This is a genomic window from Sphingobacterium multivorum (genome assembly GCF_900457465.1).
Lineage (GTDB): Bacteria > Bacteroidota > Bacteroidia > Sphingobacteriales > Sphingobacteriaceae > Sphingobacterium > Sphingobacterium multivorum.
The window spans coordinates 544500-565081 of sequence record NZ_UAUU01000002.1 but is presented as its reverse complement, the minus strand read 5'-3'; the positions used below and the strand labels follow the sequence as shown (position 1 = coordinate 565081).

At 39.7% G+C, this 20582-nt stretch carries 10 protein-coding genes; all 10 read right to left on the bottom strand.

Going from position 1 to position 20582, the window contains the following annotated elements:
* Nucleotides 1–118 precede the first annotated feature (118 nt).
* The 10 genes from DTA23_RS02530 to DTA23_RS02485 all read right to left on the bottom strand — a co-directional run bounded on the left by DTA23_RS02530 (nucleotide 119) and on the right by DTA23_RS02485 (nucleotide 20550).
* Nucleotides 119–748 (bottom strand): ABC transporter permease, encoded by a 630-nt coding sequence (locus DTA23_RS02530; RefSeq protein ID WP_112373745.1) that lies wholly within the window; start codon nucleotides 746–748, stop codon nucleotides 119–121.
* Between the two features lie 33 nt (nucleotides 749–781).
* Nucleotides 782–3172 carry an ABC transporter permease gene (locus DTA23_RS02525; protein ID WP_112373744.1) on the bottom strand — a complete coding sequence of 797 codons (2391 nt, stop codon included), beginning with the start codon at nucleotides 3170–3172 and terminating at the stop codon, nucleotides 782–784.
* A 51-nt stretch (nucleotides 3173–3223) separates the two neighbouring features.
* On the bottom strand, nucleotides 3224–5617 hold the full coding sequence (locus DTA23_RS02520; protein WP_112373743.1) for an ABC transporter permease: 2394 nt from the start codon (nucleotides 5615–5617) through the stop codon (nucleotides 3224–3226).
* Between the two features lie 99 nt (nucleotides 5618–5716).
* A complete protein-coding gene (locus DTA23_RS02515; RefSeq protein ID WP_172462298.1) occupies nucleotides 5717–8107 on the bottom strand; it encodes an ABC transporter permease in 2391 nt (796 codons plus the stop codon).
* A gap of 215 nt (nucleotides 8108–8322) precedes the next feature.
* Entirely contained in the window at nucleotides 8323–10413 is a 2091-nt protein-coding gene (locus DTA23_RS02510; protein WP_112373741.1) for an FtsX-like permease family protein, read from the bottom strand.
* Nucleotides 10362–10685, bottom strand: a complete 324-nt coding sequence (locus DTA23_RS02505; protein ID WP_112373740.1) for a hypothetical protein — start codon at nucleotides 10683–10685, stop codon at nucleotides 10362–10364. The genes DTA23_RS02510 and DTA23_RS02505 overlap by 52 nt, the downstream gene beginning before the upstream one ends.
* A 33-nt stretch (nucleotides 10686–10718) precedes the next feature.
* Nucleotides 10719–13100 (bottom strand): ABC transporter permease, encoded by a 2382-nt coding sequence (locus DTA23_RS02500; RefSeq protein WP_112373739.1) that lies wholly within the window; start codon nucleotides 13098–13100, stop codon nucleotides 10719–10721.
* Between the two features lie 69 nt (nucleotides 13101–13169).
* A complete protein-coding gene (locus DTA23_RS02495) occupies nucleotides 13170–15578 on the bottom strand; it encodes an ABC transporter permease (RefSeq protein ID WP_112373738.1) in 2409 nt (802 codons plus the stop codon).
* Between the two features lie 45 nt (nucleotides 15579–15623).
* Entirely contained in the window at nucleotides 15624–18095 is a 2472-nt protein-coding gene (locus DTA23_RS02490) for an ABC transporter permease (protein WP_112373737.1), read from the bottom strand.
* A gap of 34 nt (nucleotides 18096–18129) precedes the next feature.
* Nucleotides 18130–20550: an ABC transporter permease gene (locus DTA23_RS02485; RefSeq protein ID WP_070566262.1), complete on the bottom strand. Its 2421-nt coding sequence runs from the start codon at nucleotides 20548–20550 to the stop codon at nucleotides 18130–18132.
* Between the last annotated feature and the right edge of the window lie 32 nt (nucleotides 20551–20582).

Genomic DNA, 20582 nt, shown 5'->3' with positions numbered 1-20582 from the left:
ATCACGTAGACTGTCGACAGGTTTTGTTAGGGCTGCGCGTATCGCTTGTGAACTTACTGTAATTAAAGCAATAAAAACGGCTAGCGCGCCTGCTAGTACAAACATCCACCATTGCATCTCAATACGGTATGCAAAATTCCAGTGCATCCAAAGAGGTAAATACATCAAAATGAAAATGGGAGTTTTGAGGAACATCTTTAATTACGCCAGTGATTTTGAGAATATTTGTATTGTCTTTGATGATGAGGTCTCGACCGACAACATCGTTTGTGCCGAAGTATTTTAAGGCGGTGGATTCGGATATCACTGCAGAATTTGGGGAAGAAATAGCTGTAGACAAATTCCCTTTAATAAAAGGGAGTGTGAAAATTTTGAAGAAAGAAGCATCCACGAAAGCCATTTTTTCTTCGTGAAAAACTTTATTATTGACGACAAATAGAGGCGATCCACCTATTCTTAGTCGTGCAGTTTCTTCAACTTCGGGCAGCTCTGACTTCATCGTCGAAGCTACAGGTGGCATTACATGTGCATCATTGATCGTTCCGCCCTTAACTGTTCCTCTGAAAACAACACGTACAATACGGTCTGCATGCTCGTTGTAACGATCAAAACTAAATTCATCGGTCACATATAAGCTGATCAGAAGGCAGGTTGCAATGCCCATGGCCAACCCAACGATGTTGATAAACGAGGTAGAGAAATTGCGGGTTAAATTTCTCCATGCTATTTTTAAATTATTCTTGATCATATTGAGGCCCCCTCTATTACTATAAATGAATATTTACTCGTTTCGTAAGCTATCTACTGGATTGTTTAGTGCGGCACGTATTGTTTGGAAATTGACAGTAATGATGCTGATCAAAAAGATGGCAAGCGCGGCAAGGATAAAGAACCACCATTGCACGCCCACATTGTACGCATAATCTTCAAGCCATTTTTTTGAAAAATACCCCGCTATTGGACTGGCAATAAAAATAGCCAAGGTGGATAAGATGAGATAATCTTTTGAAAAGAGACGTGATATGTCAAACACTGTAGCGCCTAGTACTTTGCGTATGCCAATTTCTTTAGTACGCTGTTCGAGATTTTGCATAATCAATCCTGTAATTCCTAAGGCGGAGATCAACAATGTCAATGCACTGAATAGGATAAATAATTGCACTTGCTTGTTCTCTTTTTCATATTGTTTTGCAATCAACTCATCTATCCAATGGAAGGAAACGTGTTTATCAGGATAGGTATTTTGTATAATTTGAGATACCGATCGAAAGATTTGTTGTTCTTGTCCTTTCCCTACTTTTATCAGAATATTGCCGCTTCCGTTAAAATCTTTTGCCAAAATTACTGTTGGTACTATTTTGCTACGAAAAGACTCACTATGGAAATCTTTAATGATTCCGACGGGGATAATTTGAAGGTCTTTATACAGGATACCGAGTTTGTTTATCCCAAGCTTTTTTGCCGTACTTTCGGTCACAAGGGCATTATTGATACCTTCGTCTTCTCCCATATCCATTTCAACATGCGTATAATCTTCAGGAGTCAATAATCGACCTTTAACCAGCTGGATTCCCAAAGTCTTGGGCAAATCGACATCGCCACCGATGAAACTGACTTGGATATTTTTCCCTGGATCGTCCTTGTCAACGATTGTCTTGGCAAGGTAGCCTGACCCGATTGTCGGCGTCCAGGCAGCGACGCTGACCGATTCAACCCCGGTAAGTTCACCAATTCGATCTTTTATATTTGTATTTTGTGTACCCTTGTTGAAATAATCGATGTTTAGCACATTTTTGACTTCCATTCCCAAGGGAGCTGCTTGCATATAACTGAGTTGGGACTTGATTGTTATAAGGCCAATGATGACGATAATGGCAATGCTAAACTGTGTTGTGATAAGCATTTTTTTGATAAAGACTTCTGCATTGGGAATTTTTGATAGCTTATTTTTTAAGGCATCTGAACTCTTAATACCGGAGATCAGCCATGCTGGATAAAAACCAATTAGCACGCCAAGGGCAATTGCTGTCGTCATAAAGGCCAATAGCAACGGGAGCTGTATGGATTTAATATAAGCGAGATCATAGCCTATAAAGTGTTCCAGTTGGGACAATCCAAGTCTAAAGAGTACCAAACTACATAATGCCGAAATAAAAAACAGTAGGATTGTTTCTAACAGCATTCGTCTGATCATCTGGGCTCGGCTGGCCCCCAATACTTTATGTATATGAAGCGCTCTTAATTTTTTAACTGTTCTTACAGCGTAGATATTAATAAAATTGATACAGGAAATAATAAAGACCAAAACGGCAACACCCACAAATATATTTGTTGTTTTTTGGTTGCCGCTGATATCTGCACTGCCTAATGGCTCCATATATATATCCTGAATAGGCTGCAGGCGAAAGGAAGTCACATGTTTTGTGTTGGGACTGAGGTATCCTTTATACCAATGATTTAGTTTCTGTTCAAGATCTATTCTTGGTGTTCCGGGTTTTAGTTGTACAAATTGTTCGGTGTAGTAGCCTGACCCATCTTTGCTTAATTCCATCGATATTTTGGGGACTAAAGCAATGGCGGAAGCTCTAAGCGTTGAATTATAAGGAAGATTATCCATAACACCCGTAATGATATAATCGGATGGTTTATCGGTATCGGGGTCGGCACTTTGGATGACTTTGCCGATGACATTTTCGTTTTTAAAGTACTTTTCTTTGAATTCTTTGCCGATGAGCAAGTTTGTTTTTCCTTGGACCAGCTGTTTGGGATTGCCTTCGAGAACCTTGATGCTCAACATATCCAAGATATTTATTTCCGACTCCAAAACCTGTATGCCTATGGGGTGTGCTGAGCTTGCATGCGGTTTTAAATAATATTTTCTGGATTCTATCCGAGCCTCATTTTGAATCTCCGGGAATACTTGTTTGAGTTCCGTACTTAAATTAACGAATGTTCTGGACATTTGGCGTTCAAGGCCAGCCGTTGAATCTATGGTCACAATCCGAAAGAGATGATCCGAATTTTTCCAGCTTTTGTCATACGAATTTTCTTCAATGACAAGAGCAAATACGAGAAGGCACAAGGAAAAACCAATACTTAAGCCCAAGATATTGATCCAGGTATATTGTCGGTTGCTAATGAGGCTGCGAAAAGTAAGTTTGAATGAATTCATTCCTTTCTTTATGGTTTAAAACTATACGAAACAATGTTGTTAAACTTTGGGCTACTCATCGCGTAAACTGTCAACAGGGTTGCCTAATGCAGCCTTAATTGCTTGATAGCTTATCGTGGCCATACTGATCAGAATAGCCAATAGTCCAGCAATGACAAAATAATACCACTGTATCTCAATTCGATAACTGTAATCTTGTAACCATTTATCCATGGCCCACCAAGCGATAGGTGTGGCGATAAAAATTGCGACCACAACAAGCTTAATAAAATCGATCGAAAGCAAAGAGGTTACTTGGGTGACACTTGCTCCAAGAACTTTGCGGACAGCAATTTCTTTCATACGTGTTTCGGCCATATAGGCGATTAATGCCAGTAAACCCAGACAGGAAATAAAGATCGTCAATCCAGCAAAGATCATGGCCAGTGTACCTATAGCTTTTGTCTCCTTAAATTTTTCTTCATAGGTCTTGTCAATGAATTGATATTCAAAAGGATATTCTGGGTTGAACTTTTTAAAGATGGACTCAATCGTTTTTAAGTTGTCTGCGATGTCATTGTTTGGATTTAAACGATAATGGATCGTTGTAAACCAGGCTTGCGGTCCTAATATCACCATAGGTTTATTGTCTCCAAATGGCGATCCCATTATGAAATCTTTGACCACCCCAACTACGGTCCATTTTGTTCCATCACCATCCACAATGCTATTGACTGGGTTTTTGAGGTGCAAACTTTTTACCGCGGATTCATTTAAAATCAAGGCAGTACTGTCTGTCGCAAACTTGTAAATATCGATATCCCGCCCCTGTATAAGTGTTAGGCCTAGATTTTTTACGGCATCGGCATCGGTACTAAAACGGTTATAGGAAATGCGTTTGTCCTGTTCCGTTGGTGTGCCGGAGGTAAATCCCCAGCCATTGCTATAGAAATCGGTTACCGGCGACATATTTTTTGATACAGAAACAACTGCGTTGCTGGCTAGTAATTCGTCGCGTAAAATTTTATAATTCTTTTCTAAGTCACCTTTGATACTGCTGTAAAGCAACCCATTTTCATTATAACCACGGTCGCGCTGTTTAGTGTACTGGATTTGTTTGGCGACAATGACCGTTGCGATAATCAATATAATCGCGAGACTGAATTGAATGACCACTAAGATGGAGCGAATACTAAGACCCCTCGTTTTAGAAACGAATTTCCCCTTCAACGTTTTGATAGGTAGAAAGGAAGAAAGGAAAAAGGCAGGGTAGGTACCTGCTAATATACCTGTAAATAAAGCAAAGCCAATTAAAAACAACCAGGTGGGTAAGTTTAATAACGATAAGCTAAGCTGTTTTCCGACAAGCTCGTTAAAGAATGGCAGGACAATAAAAACAAGAATCGTCGCGAGTACCATGCCGATTATGCTGATCAATATGCTTTCAACGAGGAACTGCGCCATTAAGCTTGTCTTATTCGCGCCGATTACTTTGCGGACACCGACCTCTTTTGCGCGGCGTTCGGAACGTGCAGTACTTAAATTCATAAAATTGATGCTGGCCACCAATAAAATAAAAACACCAATCCAGGCAAAAAGCTTGACGATATCAATACGTCCGGACGTATAATTTCCTCCTTTTCCACTATTGTAAAGAAACGAATCGGGATAGGGAAAAGCAAAGATCTCACCCGTATTTCTAGCCGATTGGTAACCGGCAGCTTTATTACTGGCATTGATATGATCTCTCAGATAGGTTCTGATTTTGCTGTTAAATGCGGTAAGTGAGACGCCTTTTTTTAGGAGTACATAGGTGGTTAATGAATTATTGCTCCAGTTATCATCCACGTAACCAATTATTTTTGCATATTCAAATGGCAGGAGAATATCAAATTTGAAACTTGAATTACTCGGAAGGTCTTTAAGTACCGCCTGTACGGAGACCTGATTAACAGAGTCTATCCGAACTGATTTTCCAATGGGATCTTCGCTGTCAAATAAAGCCTTGGCATAGCTTTCTGTGAGAACAAGGCCTTTAGGGTTATCAAATCTAATATTCTGTTCTCCTTTCACAAAAGGCAAAGAAAACATCTTGAAAAAACCGGGATCGATGAAAACAGTATTTGCGATCAGTTTTTTATCCTTGAATGTCGTTAGAAATTGGCCGCTCTCATTATATCTGGTAAAAGTTTCTATATCTGGAAAATCGGCGGACAAGGAGGGACCTAATATTTTAGGAGTGAAGGCCCAAGCTGATTTATCGCCCTGAAATTCGTCTCGATTACTCAATACATGCAGGCGATCACCCTTTTCATGAAAGCGGTCCATGGTTAACATGTTTTGCAACCAAAGTGCTATAAGTAATGCTCCGGCCATACCGATCGCCAATCCGATGATGTTAATCAAAGAGAAGGATTTGTTTTTCATCAGGTTGCGCCATGCTATTTTGATATAATTTTTAAGCATATTTGTCGTATTGGTTATTGCTAAATAGAAAAAACTTGAATTTTAAAGGTCCAGCTTGTTATTTATCAGGTGTCTTTATTTTAATAGCTACTAAAACAATTACTCATCTCTTAAACTATCAACCGGGTTTAGAATCGCAGCTTTTATGGTTTGAAAACTAATGGTGATAAATGATACCAATAATGCACTTATCGCCGCCACAATAAATACCCACCAGTCTAGCGTGATGTGGTAAGCAAAATTCTCTACCCATCGGTGCATGGCATACCAGCCTAAGGGTACACTGATCAATACAGCACACAGGACCAGGGCCATAAAGTCAACACTCAATATGTTGACAATCTTGATCGTTGAAGCACCTAATACTTTACGGATACCGATCTCTTTAAAGCGTTGTTGTACAGCATAACCTGATAGGGCAAAAAGGCCCATACAAGCGATAGCAATTGTAATGATGGAAAATAACTGCATTACCCGTGTTGTTTGCTGATCTTTGAGATATAATTTGTTATAATCGTCATTGAGAAAATGATATTCAAAGCTGTTTTTTGAATCAATATCTTTGATGACAGCTCTTATCTGCGCAAGAGCATCTTTTATCGGCGACGTCGGATTGAGTCGAATGAAAATATTACCGAAATAATCATATTCAGGAAAAAGCACAATTGGTTTGACTTCGTTATGTAATGACGCAAAGTTAAAACTCGCAACGACTTGTTTCATGCTGCCCTTACGCCCATTCAAGTTGATTTTCTTTCCAATAGCCTGTTCAGGAGTAAAACCCATGGCGGATGCCGCAAGTGTATTCACTACAAACCCATATTCTGGTGAAATAGTGTCTTGCGCGCGTAAAATGTCCGCATCTGACAACGGTGTACCTGCGACGGATGGAATATGAAAAACGGATACAAAATCTTTTTCAATCGGAATTGCAGTGACATCCATATCAAAATCATTGGGTTGGCCTTCTACCTCCCTAATGCTGTAGCCTCCTTGGATATTGACGGGATTGTCATACGAAGCGGTAACGCCCTGGACACTATTGAGCTGCATTAACTTTTCTTTTAATAGCTGCCTTTCTTTATCTTGCCATCCTCGGCCATCAATGACCAGCATATCAGAGCGATCCAATCCAGTGTTTTTAGACTGGATAAAATCCATCTGTCTACCCGCAAATAAGGTGCAGATAATAAAAAATATAGAGATACTGAATTGAAAAGTAACGAGCACCTTGCTTAATGATATACCATGTTGTCTTTCAGTTAGTTTTCGCTTAAAAATGGAAATAGGTTTTGAACTAGCAATTGAATAGGCAGGCCAGCCACCCGACAGAAGCGTCAACAAGGCTATGAAAACAAGTAAAATCGTATAAAACCGAGGGTCTGTCCATACGGTTAATTTCATTTCGGTACCCATAAATGAACTGAATACGGGTAACAAAAGCACTGTCGTCAGAAGACTAAAAGCAACGGCTAGAAAAACCATGAGGCTACATTCAAAAAAGAACTGAAAGAATATCGTTTTCTTTGCTGCACCCAGAACTTTCTTGACACCGATTTCTTTCTTGCGTTCAAGCGCATGCGCTAATACCAAATTTGTAAAATTGATGCAGGTTAAAATAATAAGCGCAGCACCTAACGCCATTAGAATATAGATATAAGTAATGTTTCCTGTACCTGCTGCTTTGGAGTGAAGATGGATATCCGTCAGCTTTTCTAGGATAAATCGAAATTGATAGCCTTGTTTTGATGCTTCGGCGAATTTTGATTTTGTCATTTGGTCCAATTTCTGTTGGATCGAACCGAACTGATCTTTGTTTTTGAGGAGCGCTATGGTTATATCATTTGCAGATGACCAAGCCATTTCTTTGTAGCGTTCTAATCCTTTATTGGAAAGGAGTGCAGAGAAGTTCAACTGTGTATTTGTGGGCAGGTCTGCAATGATACCTGTGATTTTCCAGTTGACTTTGTCAATGGATAGTGTCTGACCGATGGCCGACTGATTGGGGAAATATTTCGCCGCGAGCTTTTTTGTTAAGACAATCTGATTTGGTTCTGCTAAGGCTGATCGTGAATCACCTTCGAGAAAGGTATAACCTAAAGTTTTAAAAACATTTTGGTCAGCATAAAGTAGGCCTTTTTCAGTTATTAGTGCCTCTTTGGATTCTATTTTACCGCCTTTGGAATAGCTGTAGAATCTGGTTGCCTGTTCTACATCCGGAAATTCAGCTTGTAAAGCAGGAGCTAAACCTGTTGGTGTTACCGCAGAATTTACTTCTTCCGTGCTATTGGGTGCTTTATAAGTGAGGCTAATATAAGTCAGGCGGTCCGCATTGGGAAGGAAACGCTCATAACTGGATTCATGATAGATGTACGCTGCCAACAATAGGAAACATGTTATTCCGATGCTGAGGCCAAACATATTTAAAAGAGAAAATCCTTTGTTTTTTCTGATATTCCGCCAAGCAATTTTAAAATAGTTCTTTAACATGGTTATGAGCATTTATACTGTTAATTAGGCTATATTCTTGTCACTTAGCTCGCTTTAGTAGAAGGCTCCGTTATTCGAAAAATAGCAAAGCCAAGTAGTTCAATTCGTTTGCCATAAATATAATGTATTGATTTTTAGGTTTTTGTTGTGTTTTTATAGCGGTTTTAAATGTTCGGGGACGGACACTATACTGTCCGTCCCCGAACAAATTGGTATTATTCGCTTCTTAAGGTTTTTACAGGATTTGCTAATGTTGCTTTAATCGCTTGGTAACTAACGGTTAATAAGGTGATGATTAGGGCGGTTAAGCCTGTGATAGCAAAGACCGTCCATGTAATTGATATGCGGTAGACATAATCTTCGAGCCATGATTCCATTAGCAGATAGGCTAAAGGGGCTGCGAGTAAAAAGCCAATGCCTGTGAGCCAAATGTATTCTGTGGAAAGTAGTCGCCACAAGCCAAGTTCTGATGCGCCCAATACTTTACGAATGCCAATTTCTTTTTCTCGTTGCTCCGTAAGAAAGGAAACCAGCGCGTAGAGACCAAGACATGAAATGAGTATGGCCAACCCTGTAAATAAACTGGTTAAGCTCTTGATCATTTCCATCTGTTGAAACTCTTTGGCATATTCCTGATCCGTAAAGGTATAATCAAAAATAAGATCAGGATCTATGCGGTTGAATGCTGTGGCAATAGCTTTTAGGTTTTGTTTGACATCTTGATTTTCATCCAGTTGAAGCGTGATTTTATTCTTTGGTAAAAATTTTAGAAAATAAGCCGTCGGTGTAATGGATTTGAACGGCGATTCGGACAGCGTGTTCTGGATAATACCCACGATATGGTAATCAATACCGGCACGTGAAAGTTGTTTGCTGTTTAGGTCGGTAACTCCCATAAATTTGGCCGCAGCTTCGTTCAGAATAACAGCTGTTGAATCTGTTTTGAAATCTTTTGAAAAATTGCGTCCTTTTATAAAGTTCCATTGTACAGTATTAGCAAAGTTTTCATCCACGGTGAAGATCCCCATGATCGCACCGTCCCTGGTATCATTGCCCTGCCAATTAAAGCCACCACCCGTTAAGGATAGGTGGTTGACAAAGTTGGAAGAAAGGGAAGCATCTTTAACTAAACGCTGACCGATCAACTCTTTTCTAAGGACATCAAAGTTTTTGACGATAGTTGAATTGGATGAAGTAATGTTTATCAAATTTGAACCTTTATAACCTATTGGGCGGTCCTTGGTATAATGCAGTTGTTGAATCACCAGATAAGTGGATATCATCAGGAAAATAGAAATCGCAAATTGCACGACGACCATTGCCTTTCTACTTCTTGATCCGCCTTTTCGGTTGTTGATCTTACCTTTAAGTGCAAGAATAGGATTAAAGGCCGATAGAAATAATGCCGGATACATACCCGCTGAAAGCCCTATAACGCCTATTCCTAATAAAGAATAGCCATAAAAACGAATATCCGCAAAAGGTATATGCAATGAAGTGTGTGTAATCGTTTTGACCCAAGGCAACAGCAATGTAGCGAATAGAACAGCGATCAAAAATGCGCAGGCTACCGCTAGGATTGACTCAACAAGAAAGCCTGCAATAAGCTGCCGGCGGTTGACACCAACCGATTTTAAAACCCCGATTTCTTTTCCTCTTTTCAGGCTTCTCGCCGTACTCAAGTTAATAAAATTAATACTGGCCAATAAAATAATGAATACGCTTATCCAAACAAACATCCATACATACTGAATCTGCCCGCCGACGTTCTTTCCATTTTTAAATGAATCGTATAAATGCCATTTGGACATCGGATGTAACAGGATTTCAGGTTTTATATCCGTCAGTTTTTTGTTGATGATATTTGTTAGTTTATTTTCCAAAGCGGGAACAAAGGCAGCATTTTCGATCTTAGCGAAAGTGCTGAAATAACAGCTGGACCAGCTTTCTTCAATACCTTGGTCTTTAGCAAGATAATCGACAAACGGCAATACATAATCTAAGCCATAAAAAGTGTTGTTTTCAGGAATATCTTTATAAACGCCCTGAACAGTATATTGTTCTTTACCATTCAATTGGAGCGTTTTCCCGATAACACTTGTCTGATCGAACAGTCGTTTTGCTAAGGATTCGGAAATTATGATGGTCGATGGATTGCCCGGTGTGGTACTATTTCCTTCTAAAGATTCGAGGGAAAATAATTCGGCGAATTTTCCCATGGCATAGAATCCCGGTGCATTAAGCTTTTTATCACCTACTTTAAGATTGTTGCTTTCCATATTGGTGACCAAAGTGGCATCTGCCATCTCATTTTTGAAATCAGACGCGATTGTTTTGACCAAGGAATAGGGGTGGAGCGATCAGTAGATTTCTCATCATTGAAGGTTCCAGTCATCATGACCTGATAAATATGTTGATAATTGCTGTAATGCTTATCAAAAGAAAATTGTTTCAGTACCCATAATGTACTTATCAGGGCAACAGTAAACCCCAGTGCTAATCCCAAAATATTTATTGTTGTGTTTAAGGGACTGCGCTTCAAATTTCTCAGCGCTGTTTTTAGGAATAATCGAATCATTTTATGCTGTTGTTTTTGGTTCTCAAATATAAACTATTCATCGTGCAAACTTTTCACAGGATTGGCGTATGCCGCTTTAATGGATTGGAAACTCACCGTAAATAATGCAATAGCAATGGTTATCCCCGCCGCATATAGAAATATGGTGAATGGGAGCGTCGTTCTGAAGGCAAAACCATCGAGCCAATTTATACTGAAATATACAGCAATTGGTATTGCGATGACATTGGCCAAAATGACTAAGAGTAGAAATTCCTTGTTTAATAATTGTATAATGCTAAATACCGTTGCGCCAAGGACCTTTCTGATACCAATTTCTTTGGTCCTAACTTGTGCAGTATAGGTACATAGTCCTAAGAGTCCTAAGCAGGAGATGACGATGGCGATCAGGGCAAAAAAATTGAATAAAGAGCCTTGTTTCTGCTCATTCGTATATTGCTTTTGATAGCTTTCGTCCAGGAAGCTGTAGTTCATTGGCATATCATCATAATAACTTTTCCAGATGTGTTGCAAGGAGTTTAATGCGGATTTTGTACCAGAAGTTGTTGTTTTGATGTATAGCTGCCAGCAATCTTTTGGGCTATATTGAAAGACCATCGGCTCGATCTTTTGTCTAGCGCTCGCATAATTAAAATCTTTTACAACCCCAATAATAGTTCCCGGAACTGTTCGAATGCGTAAACGTGTGCCAATAGGATCTTTTAAACCCATTTCCCGTACTGCCGTTTCATTAAGAATGAAATGTGTTGAATCTGCTATGGAGCCTGTGAAATTACGACCTTGTGTTAGTTTTATCTTAAAAAAGTTGAGTGCAGATTGATCAGAATAGGTCATATTGAACCAGAGATTGGATTTGCTGGGCTTTCCTTCCCAATCGTTGTCTCCAGTTGAAGCTCCACCATAAACCATATCCCGGCCAAGACGGATAACATCATCAATATCCTTGTTTTTTAGAAGTTCGGTTTTGACAGCATCAAAATGTTTGGACATTTTTGGTGCCATAGCAACGGAAATAGTATGATCCTTTTCGTAGCCTAAATTTTGATGTTTTATAAAATCCAATTGGCGACCGATAACAATTGTTAAAGTGATAAGGATGATGGAAACAGTGAACTGCAGGACAACCAGTATTTTTCGTGCACTGGAATTTTTTATGGTAAACCGGCCTTTAAGTACTTTAATCGGATCAAATCTCGATAAAAGCAGGGCAGGATATACACTTGTAAGTACAAGTGTTCCTAAAAGCATGAGCAGTACGCTTATCCATAACGTAGGATTAAAGAGCTGTAGGGAAATCTGCTTCCCCGAGAAATTATTAAACAAAGGGAGGCCAATAAATACTAGCGCAAGTGCCAATGTTGATGCAATGACAAATAGTATGGTTGTTTCCAATATAAATTGGAAAAAAAGTTCCTTTTTACCAGCGCCGATAACTTTACGTATCCCAACTTCTTTTGCGCGCGACAACGACCGTGCAGTAGAAAGATTGATATAGTTAATACTTGCGATAACAAGAATCATAATCGCTACGCCTATAAAAACTCGAACATTGTCAATTCCTGCATCACTACCATCCATTTGGTAGAGATGCACCTTTGCGAGTGCTTGTGTAACGTAGGGGACAGGGGCATCCTCAGGTTTATTCCTTTCGTGTATCGCCTGTAGCTTTTTTGAAACTGTGGCAAGATTTGCATCAGGCCTCAGTTGGAGATAAGTTTCGAATGAAAAATTGGACCAATCTTCATCCATGGAAGATAAAAAGGTCTTATTATCATAGGTCGTTTTGTTTTTAATGTAAGCCTGTTCGTTAAATCTCGAAATGGGGAGCAGAACCTGAAATTGAAAAGTAGAGTTTTCTGGATAATCAGCAATGACACCTGATACAACACAAAGGTCCTCGATACCCAATGTCACAGTTTTTCCAATTGGATTTTCATCACCGAAGTACCGACGTGCCGTACGTTGCGTAAGTACAATGGAATTGTTGTCGGGGAAGGGTTGTTTTGAATTGCCCTGTAGTAGTGGAAAATCGAAAACCGTAAAATAACTGGGGTCTACAAATGCAAAGTTCTTTTCATTAAATCTCTTCTCTTTATATTTAAGTGCAGCATCTCCAATTTTGAAAATACGGACTGCATCCTGGACTTCAGGAATTTCCTTTTTTGCGAAACTTCCTACGGGAGCAATGATGGATCCAAAGATTCGTTTTGATATCCCAGTTCCTCCTTCTATTCCAATTTTGTAGATGGAATGCTGATTTTTATGGAACCGGTCAAAGGACAACTCGTCTTGTATCCACAGCAATAAGAATATCCCCACAACCATTCCTGCTGTTAATCCTAAAATATTAATGGCGCTGTAGAATTTATTAGAAAAAATACTTCGCCACGCGGTTTTGATGAAGTTCTTTATCATTGTTATGGGGGTTTAAGTTCTTAATATATGTTATGCACAGGAGTACGCTTATTGCTTTTACCCGCTGATTTATTCATCCCTTAGACTATTGATCGGATTTGCTTTTGCTGCAAAGACACTTTTGGTTGATAATACAAGACTTGCAAATGCAATCAAGCCCAGTGCAGACAGTCCAAAAATCCAGGGACTTATCGTGGTTCGATAAACAAATTCATTGAGCCAGCTCTGCATAAAATAATAAGCAATTGGAAAGGCTACTAGACAGGCTATTGCAACCAATGATAGCAAATTCCGAAGCAGTAGAAAGGTTATCTGGAAAACAGATGCCCCCAATACTTTACGGATTCCAATTTCCTTTGTGCGTTGATTTGCCGTAAATATGGCTAATCCAAATAAACCTAGGCCAGCAATCAGGATTGAAAGCCCTACTGCCCATGATAGAAGCTTAGAAAGCTGTTTTTCTTGGGTGTAGAAATTTTGGACGACATCATCCAAAAATTTCAGATCCAGTTCGTCGTCTGGAAAGACCGATTTATAATTAGCCGTTATTTTATCAATGGTATTTTTCCAGTTTTCGGGATGCGATTGGTCCAATGCAATATGGAGTACGTATCCTTCCTTACTGCCTGTATACAAGACTGGTTTAACCGCCTGTCGGGCAGAGGCTAGATCAAAATCCTCCATTACACCAACGATGATATTCTGCCCATTTTCGAAAGTTTTACCAATGGCATCCTGGGGATCTTTGATATGCAGTAGCTCAAGTCCTTTTCTATTGATCAGCATTTCACTGGTTGAATCCAGTAAACGTATATTCCTTCCGGCCAGAAGTGGAATTTGATAGACTTCCAAATAATTTTCATCACCTGAGCGGCTATCGAATGTTAGCGATTCCTTTGTTGGCGACTGATCATAAGTGATTCCTGTGGTCATCCAGCCGTTCATCGCGGGTGCAATGTTCCCAAAACTAATCGCTTTGATATCCGGCAATTTTTTGAGCTCATTTTTAAGCACGAGACTTTTCGTAGAATTTTGGAAAGCTCCAGGAATATTGATGTTGACGATCGCGTCTTTCTGAAAACCCATGTCTCGATGGGAGACGTAATTGATCTGCCGCACGACAACGAGTACACAAATCAGAAAAGCCTGAGCTAAGACAAATTGGAAAATAGTCAGTGCTTTGCGGACCCATACACTTCGGGAAAGATTGGTGTTTTTTCCAAGCTGGTTTTTGAGTGCCAATACAGGAGCGTATCCTGTCAATACCCAAGCTGGATAAAACCCCGCAAGAATGGTGACCACGATAAGCTGTCCGAACAAGAATAAAAGAATAACGGTTTTGTCTAAACGGTCTAAACTTAAGTTTTTGGGAATAAATCCTTCAAAGACATGTAAGAACAAAGGAAGCAATAAAACCGCGAGTATTGTCGCGGATAAGGTAATCAGAAATGTCTCTAGTAAGAATTGTTTAATTAATGTTGCCTTAGAGCTACCCAATGTCTTGCGAATACCCACTTCTTTAGCTCTTTCGATGGATTGTGCTGTGGATAAATTGATAAAATTTACCGCCCCTAGGGCTAACAGGAAGAATGCCAGTAAAATGAGGTTGCGAAGTGCTTCTGGATGAGTCGCTTCATAATTAAATCGCGTGTCGAAATGAACATCAGATAAGGCTTGTAATTCAAGTTTATCGTTGATTTTTTCACCTTCTTTGTATTTATATTTTTTAAGGAGATTAGCAATATTTCGTTCCAAAAGATGCGGATTGCTGTGTGCTTTTGTCTTGATGAGTACCTGATGTGAATCAGAGATGCTGTTCCAAGCTTCCCAACTATACATCTTCTTTAGGTTGTTGTCTTGGACGATGGTCGCATCAGCGATGAAACTATCAAAATTAAAATCCGAATTATGTTGTGGATTTTCGATTACACCAGCGACCTGAAGTGGGATACTATCTGCATAGATGATGGTTTTGCCAATTACATTTGCAGGCAGTTCTTTTCCATAAAACTTTTCTAGTGTTTTCTGTGTAAGGATAATATTTCCGGATGAATTCAAAGCCTTAGGACTTCCAGCCAACCATTTCGAAGGGAAAATATCGAAGTATTGACTGTTGGTGAAAGCCATCTTTTGCTCTTTTGGAAAAGTTTGGAATTTATCCGTCGCGGTTGAAACTTTTAGTTTGGCAATATGGCTTCGATAAATGGGGGCTACTGCTTCTAAGTTCGGTAATTCCGATTCCATGGTACGAACCAATGGTACGTAAACACCGGCATTTTTAAATTCACCATTATTGACAACACGATAGACCTGTTCTTGATTTGGAACGTGTTTATCAAAACTGTAGTCGTATTGGATCATTAAGAAAATAACCAGCGTCGCCGTAATGCCAATCGCGAGACTGGTGATATTGATAAACGTGATCAACTTATGTTTTTTTAAAAAACGATAGGCTGTTTCAAGTGAATTTCCAATCATTGTTATTTCGTTTTTTGTTAACCCCAATTTGATATTCTAGTGTTGCTATTCGTCCCGTAAGCTATTTACGGGATTTTGGATAGCTGCCTTGATCGATTGAAAACTAATGGTCAGTACCGCCGCAGATAGTGCTAGCCCAGCGCCTAATAGAAAAGGTGTTGCCGTAAGATCGATGCGGTAGTAAAAATCTTCCAGCCACTTGCTACAGGTCCACCAGGTCAAGGGTGCGGCAATAAGAATGCTGATTAAAATAAGCTGTACAAAGTTTTTAGCCAATAAATGAAAGATACTTGGAATACTTGCACCCAAAACTTTACGGATACCGATCTCTTTGCTGCGTTGGAAAGCCGCAAGGGTAATCAGCCCAAAGAGGCCCAAACAACCGATCAAAACAGCAACAATTGTACTCACGTTAATTAATTTGGCCAGATTTTGCTCTTTTTGATAGAGTGACGCAATCGTTTCATCGTAGAACTTTATTTCTATGGGGAGTTCCGGAAAAAACTGCGTATATACTTTGTTGATCGCTTCAATACTGGTTTTCCATTCTTTGCTGTTTCCCGATAGTTTTATATTGAAGGTATAGGCACCACGGCTAAAACTGCGCAAAGCCAAAGGTGTGATCTCTTTATAGAATTCCTGGGCATGAAAATCTTTAATAACGCCAACGATCGGGAAGGTACTGTCTTCTTGACCAATTGACTTCCCAATAGCATCTTGAGGCGAATTGAAACCGAACGCCTTGACAGCAGATTCATTAATAATATAAGCATTGACAGTATCGGATTGTGGTAGATTGGTGCCCGCAATTAACTTCATGTCATAGACAGCGATATAATTCGCATCCGCATTTTTAAAGAAAATATCGGATGAAATTTTCTCTTTTAACGTAGGGTCTTGTCGATGAAACCAAGATGATGAATAATTATTTGATAAGGGCTTGCTGCCGATTGACGCTGCCGAAACACCTTTTATTTTTTGGATCTCATGTAGGAGTGTTTGTTTCTTACTTTGATCCAGTTTTTTCCTCATAAAATTTGTTGATGAGCTTGGAAGGTAGATCGAAGGTAACAACAGCATCTTTGTCGAATCCATATCTTTGTTGAGGGTATAGGAGAGTTGTTGACCGATAATGAGTGCTGAAACCGTAAAAAATTGAGCAATAAAGAATTGGAATACAATCAATGTTTTCCGAAGGTTGATTTGTGTTTTTCCGATTTGGAACTGCTTGCCGGCACGAAATAAGTTGACAGGCTGTACCTTTTTAATTAACCAAGAAGGATATGCCGAGGAAATTAAAGTCGTTACGGTCAGTAAAATTGCGATAAACAGCATGGATGTCGTCGAACTTGTAAAATCCTTTACTTTCTCCGGAATCATTTCCTGAAAATAGAAAAAGGCCAGTTTCGTCAGAAAGACCGACCAAACAAGTGCAATAGCAATGGTTAAAAGCGATTCAAAAATAATTTGGCTAACCAATTTTCCCTGACTACTTCCCAATGTTTTACGGACACCAATATCTTTACTCCGCGCTGGTATTTGTGCCGTACTAAGATTGATATAGTTGATACAGGCCAAAAGCATCAGAAAAGCAGCTACGGCAATTAACCCATAAATAACGGTTTTGCTTGTTCTTTCGGCGTACCATTCTTTTATGTGTACTGCAAAATGGGAATCTTTTAGTGGCATGACTACGACCTTACGGTTGTAGTCAAACTTCGGTTTTTTTTCCTGGCTGAATTCCTGCCATTTTTTTTGTCCGATCTTATTGATAGCTGCCTGGATTGGAAGGTCTTTTACACCATCTTTTAATCGGATATAAAGTCTGTCAGTACCATTGGTATTCGTCCAGACATTCAGTGGGTAGACTTCTTCTTTAAGCAAGACGAATTCTGTGCCATTGAACTCCGTGTTGAAGCCAAGGTCATCAACAATGCCAGTTACTGTTTTGGGTATACTGTCGTTATAAAAGATGGTTTTGCCGATTAAGCCCTGGACAGCCTGGTTTGGGAAATAAATGGCTGCCCTTTTTTTTGTCAATACGATGTCGTTGGCAGTTGAAAATGCTTTCTCTGGTGAACCTGCTAACCATTTGTAGCCAACGAGCTTGAAGTAGTCGCTGGTAGTCTCCGTCACATTGCCTTCAGCCCCATCAAAGTCCTCGACAAGTTTTTGATTTTTTTGTCCCTTGTTAATTGTGACAGATTCCATTTGATAATTTCTGAATGCTGGAGCGACCAGTTCCACGCCCGGAATTTCTTTTCGGATGGCCTGATAAAACGGCTTGGCCAATCCCCCATTGTAATTATCCTTGCCATCATTTTTAAACTGAGAAATGATCCTATAGGTTCGTTCAAGCTGAGGAACTCCAGCTTCAAAACTATACTCATAATTGACAATCTTAAATATGACCCAACATGACGTAATACCGATGGCTAGTCCAATAATATTTAATAGGGAGAATAGTTTATTCTTCCAAAGTTGTCGAATTGCCGATTTTAATAGGAGGTTGTTCATAGCTGGAATATCGTGATGGGATTAAATTATATTGTTATTCGTCTCTTAAACTATCTACAGGATTTGCCTTGGCAGCCTTGAGTGTTTGAAAACTCACCGTTACTAATGCGATAGTGATTGTAGCAAAACCAGCAAAGACAAACATCCACCATTGTGGTTCAATATGGTATGCAAAGTTGTCAAGCCATTTTTTCATCGCCATCCAAGATAGCGGTGTCGCGATGAGGAGCGCTACAGCCAATAACTTGATGAAGTCGGAAGAGAGCAGGAGGATTAAATTATAGATGGATGCACCGAGAACTTTCCGTACACCGATTTCTTTGGTACGCTGTTGGGCTGTATACGTAACAAGTCCCAATAAACCTAAACAGGCAATAAAAAGTGCCAGTCCGGAGAAGGCTGTAAAAAGTCTTCTAAAATTAAAATCCGCTTCATATTGTCGATTGAAATTGTCGTCGAGAAAGCTATATAAAAATGGACGGTTTGGTACAAGTTCATTCCACAGCTTGCCGATTCTGGCAACGGTCTCAGGCTGGTTTACATGTTGGATATTCAAGGTTAAATACCGGCTGCTGCTTGGTTCAAGTCGCAAAGCTAAAGGCTCAATCTTACGGTGTAAAGAAAGGTAATTGAAATCTTTCACTACACCGATAACCGTTCCTTCTCTTCCCCATTGACGAAATTGTTTGCCAATAATATCTTGTGGATTTGAATAGCCCCATTGTTTTGCAGCAGATTCATTGATAACAAGTGAATGGGCCGTATCCGCTGGGAAATCTCTGGAATAGGCACGTCCTGCGGCCATTTGCAGACCAATATTAGGAATAAAGTCAACATCGACTTCATATAAGAAAGGAGCGAATTGACTCATCGTTCCGTTTGCTGACATGATTTCTGTTCCTGCATTTGGAAAAAATGTTCCCGGTACCGTACGTGATGCAGTGACAGACAAAACATCTTTATCTTTTGCTAGTGTAGATTTTATCGCTTCCAGGTTATTGTTTACCTTATCATCGAAATTATAATCTATCACAAGCCGTTGATCTTTTTGAAATCCAAGATCTCGGTGCTGTAATTGATCTAGTTGAGAAAAGACGACGACTGTACCTGCAATGAGCGCAATAGAAAGGCAAAATTGGAAAACAACTAATACGCGACGTAATAATGTACCACCTTTGCTGTTGCTATAACTTCCTTTAAGTACTGCAATCGGTTTGAAATTTGCTAGAATCAACGCGGGATAGCTGGCGGCAAGAAGTCCCGTAAAAATGGTAGTGAATAGGAATATTGCCCAGGTCGTCCCATTTTTCAGGGATGAATAATTGAGGTGTTTGCCCGAGAATGCTTCCAAAAAGGGGAGAAAGGCCATAACGAGCAGTATAGCCAAAATACTACTGACGAATACAAGAACCAATGATTCAGACATAAACTGAAAGATCAGATTGCTTTTGCTTGCTCCTATGGTTTTTCGTACGCCTACTTCCTTTGCTCTTTCCATTGACCTTGATGTAGCCAGATTCATAAAGTTCACACAGGCGATCAGTAAGATGAATCCGCCAATAATGCTGAATATGTATAAATTCTGATAGCTTCCATTGGTACCGGGTTGACGATCTGCAGACGAGTGCATGTAAGCTTGCAGAAGTGGCTCGATATGGAAATTGTATTTTGCATTTGGGTTTTCATTTGTTGGGAGATGCCGCTTGAGAAACTCCGGTATTTTCTGGTCGAACTTTACAGGATCAAAGTCTTTTGAAGCGAGAAAGTACGTGTAGAAGTCTACATAATCCCAGCCTTCTTTATTAAATACGTCTGGCCGTGCTTTTCGGAATGTACTCATCGAAAGCAATGCATCGAACGTAAAGTGTGAATTAGCAGGTACATCGGCCATTACTGCCGTTACAGTATATAGACCTGCGTCAGCACGGCCCGCAGCTAAACCTCCCTCCAGCGTCTTGCCAATGGGATTTTGATCTCCGAAATATTTCTTTGCGGTACTTTCTGTTAATACAACAGAATAGGCGTTTTTTAAAGCTGTATGAGGATCGCCGGCCAAAACCTTCCAACTGAAGACATCAAATGCAGTGGAGTCCATGAAAAATACATTTTCCTCCTGGAATCTTTTATCGCCCTGTTTGAGCAGGATAGATGTTTGACCCGAGAATTGAACAACTTTCTCGATTTCTGGAAAGTCTGCTTTGATAGCTTCACCAATAGGTCCATTGCCCCAGATTTGATGCTGCTCTGTGCTGCTAACATCTTTATAGTCGTGTACGATGCGGTAAATCCGCTCTTTGTTTACGTGATATTTATCGTAGGAAAGTTCGTTCTGAACATAAATTGCGATCAATAGGCAACAGGCCAAACCTATTGCAAGGCCAATGATATTGATGGTCGAGTATCCTCTGTTTTTCTGGATATTGCGCCAGGCTATTTTTATATAATTCTTGATCATAGCTTTATTTCTTAAGTGCCAATGTATACATG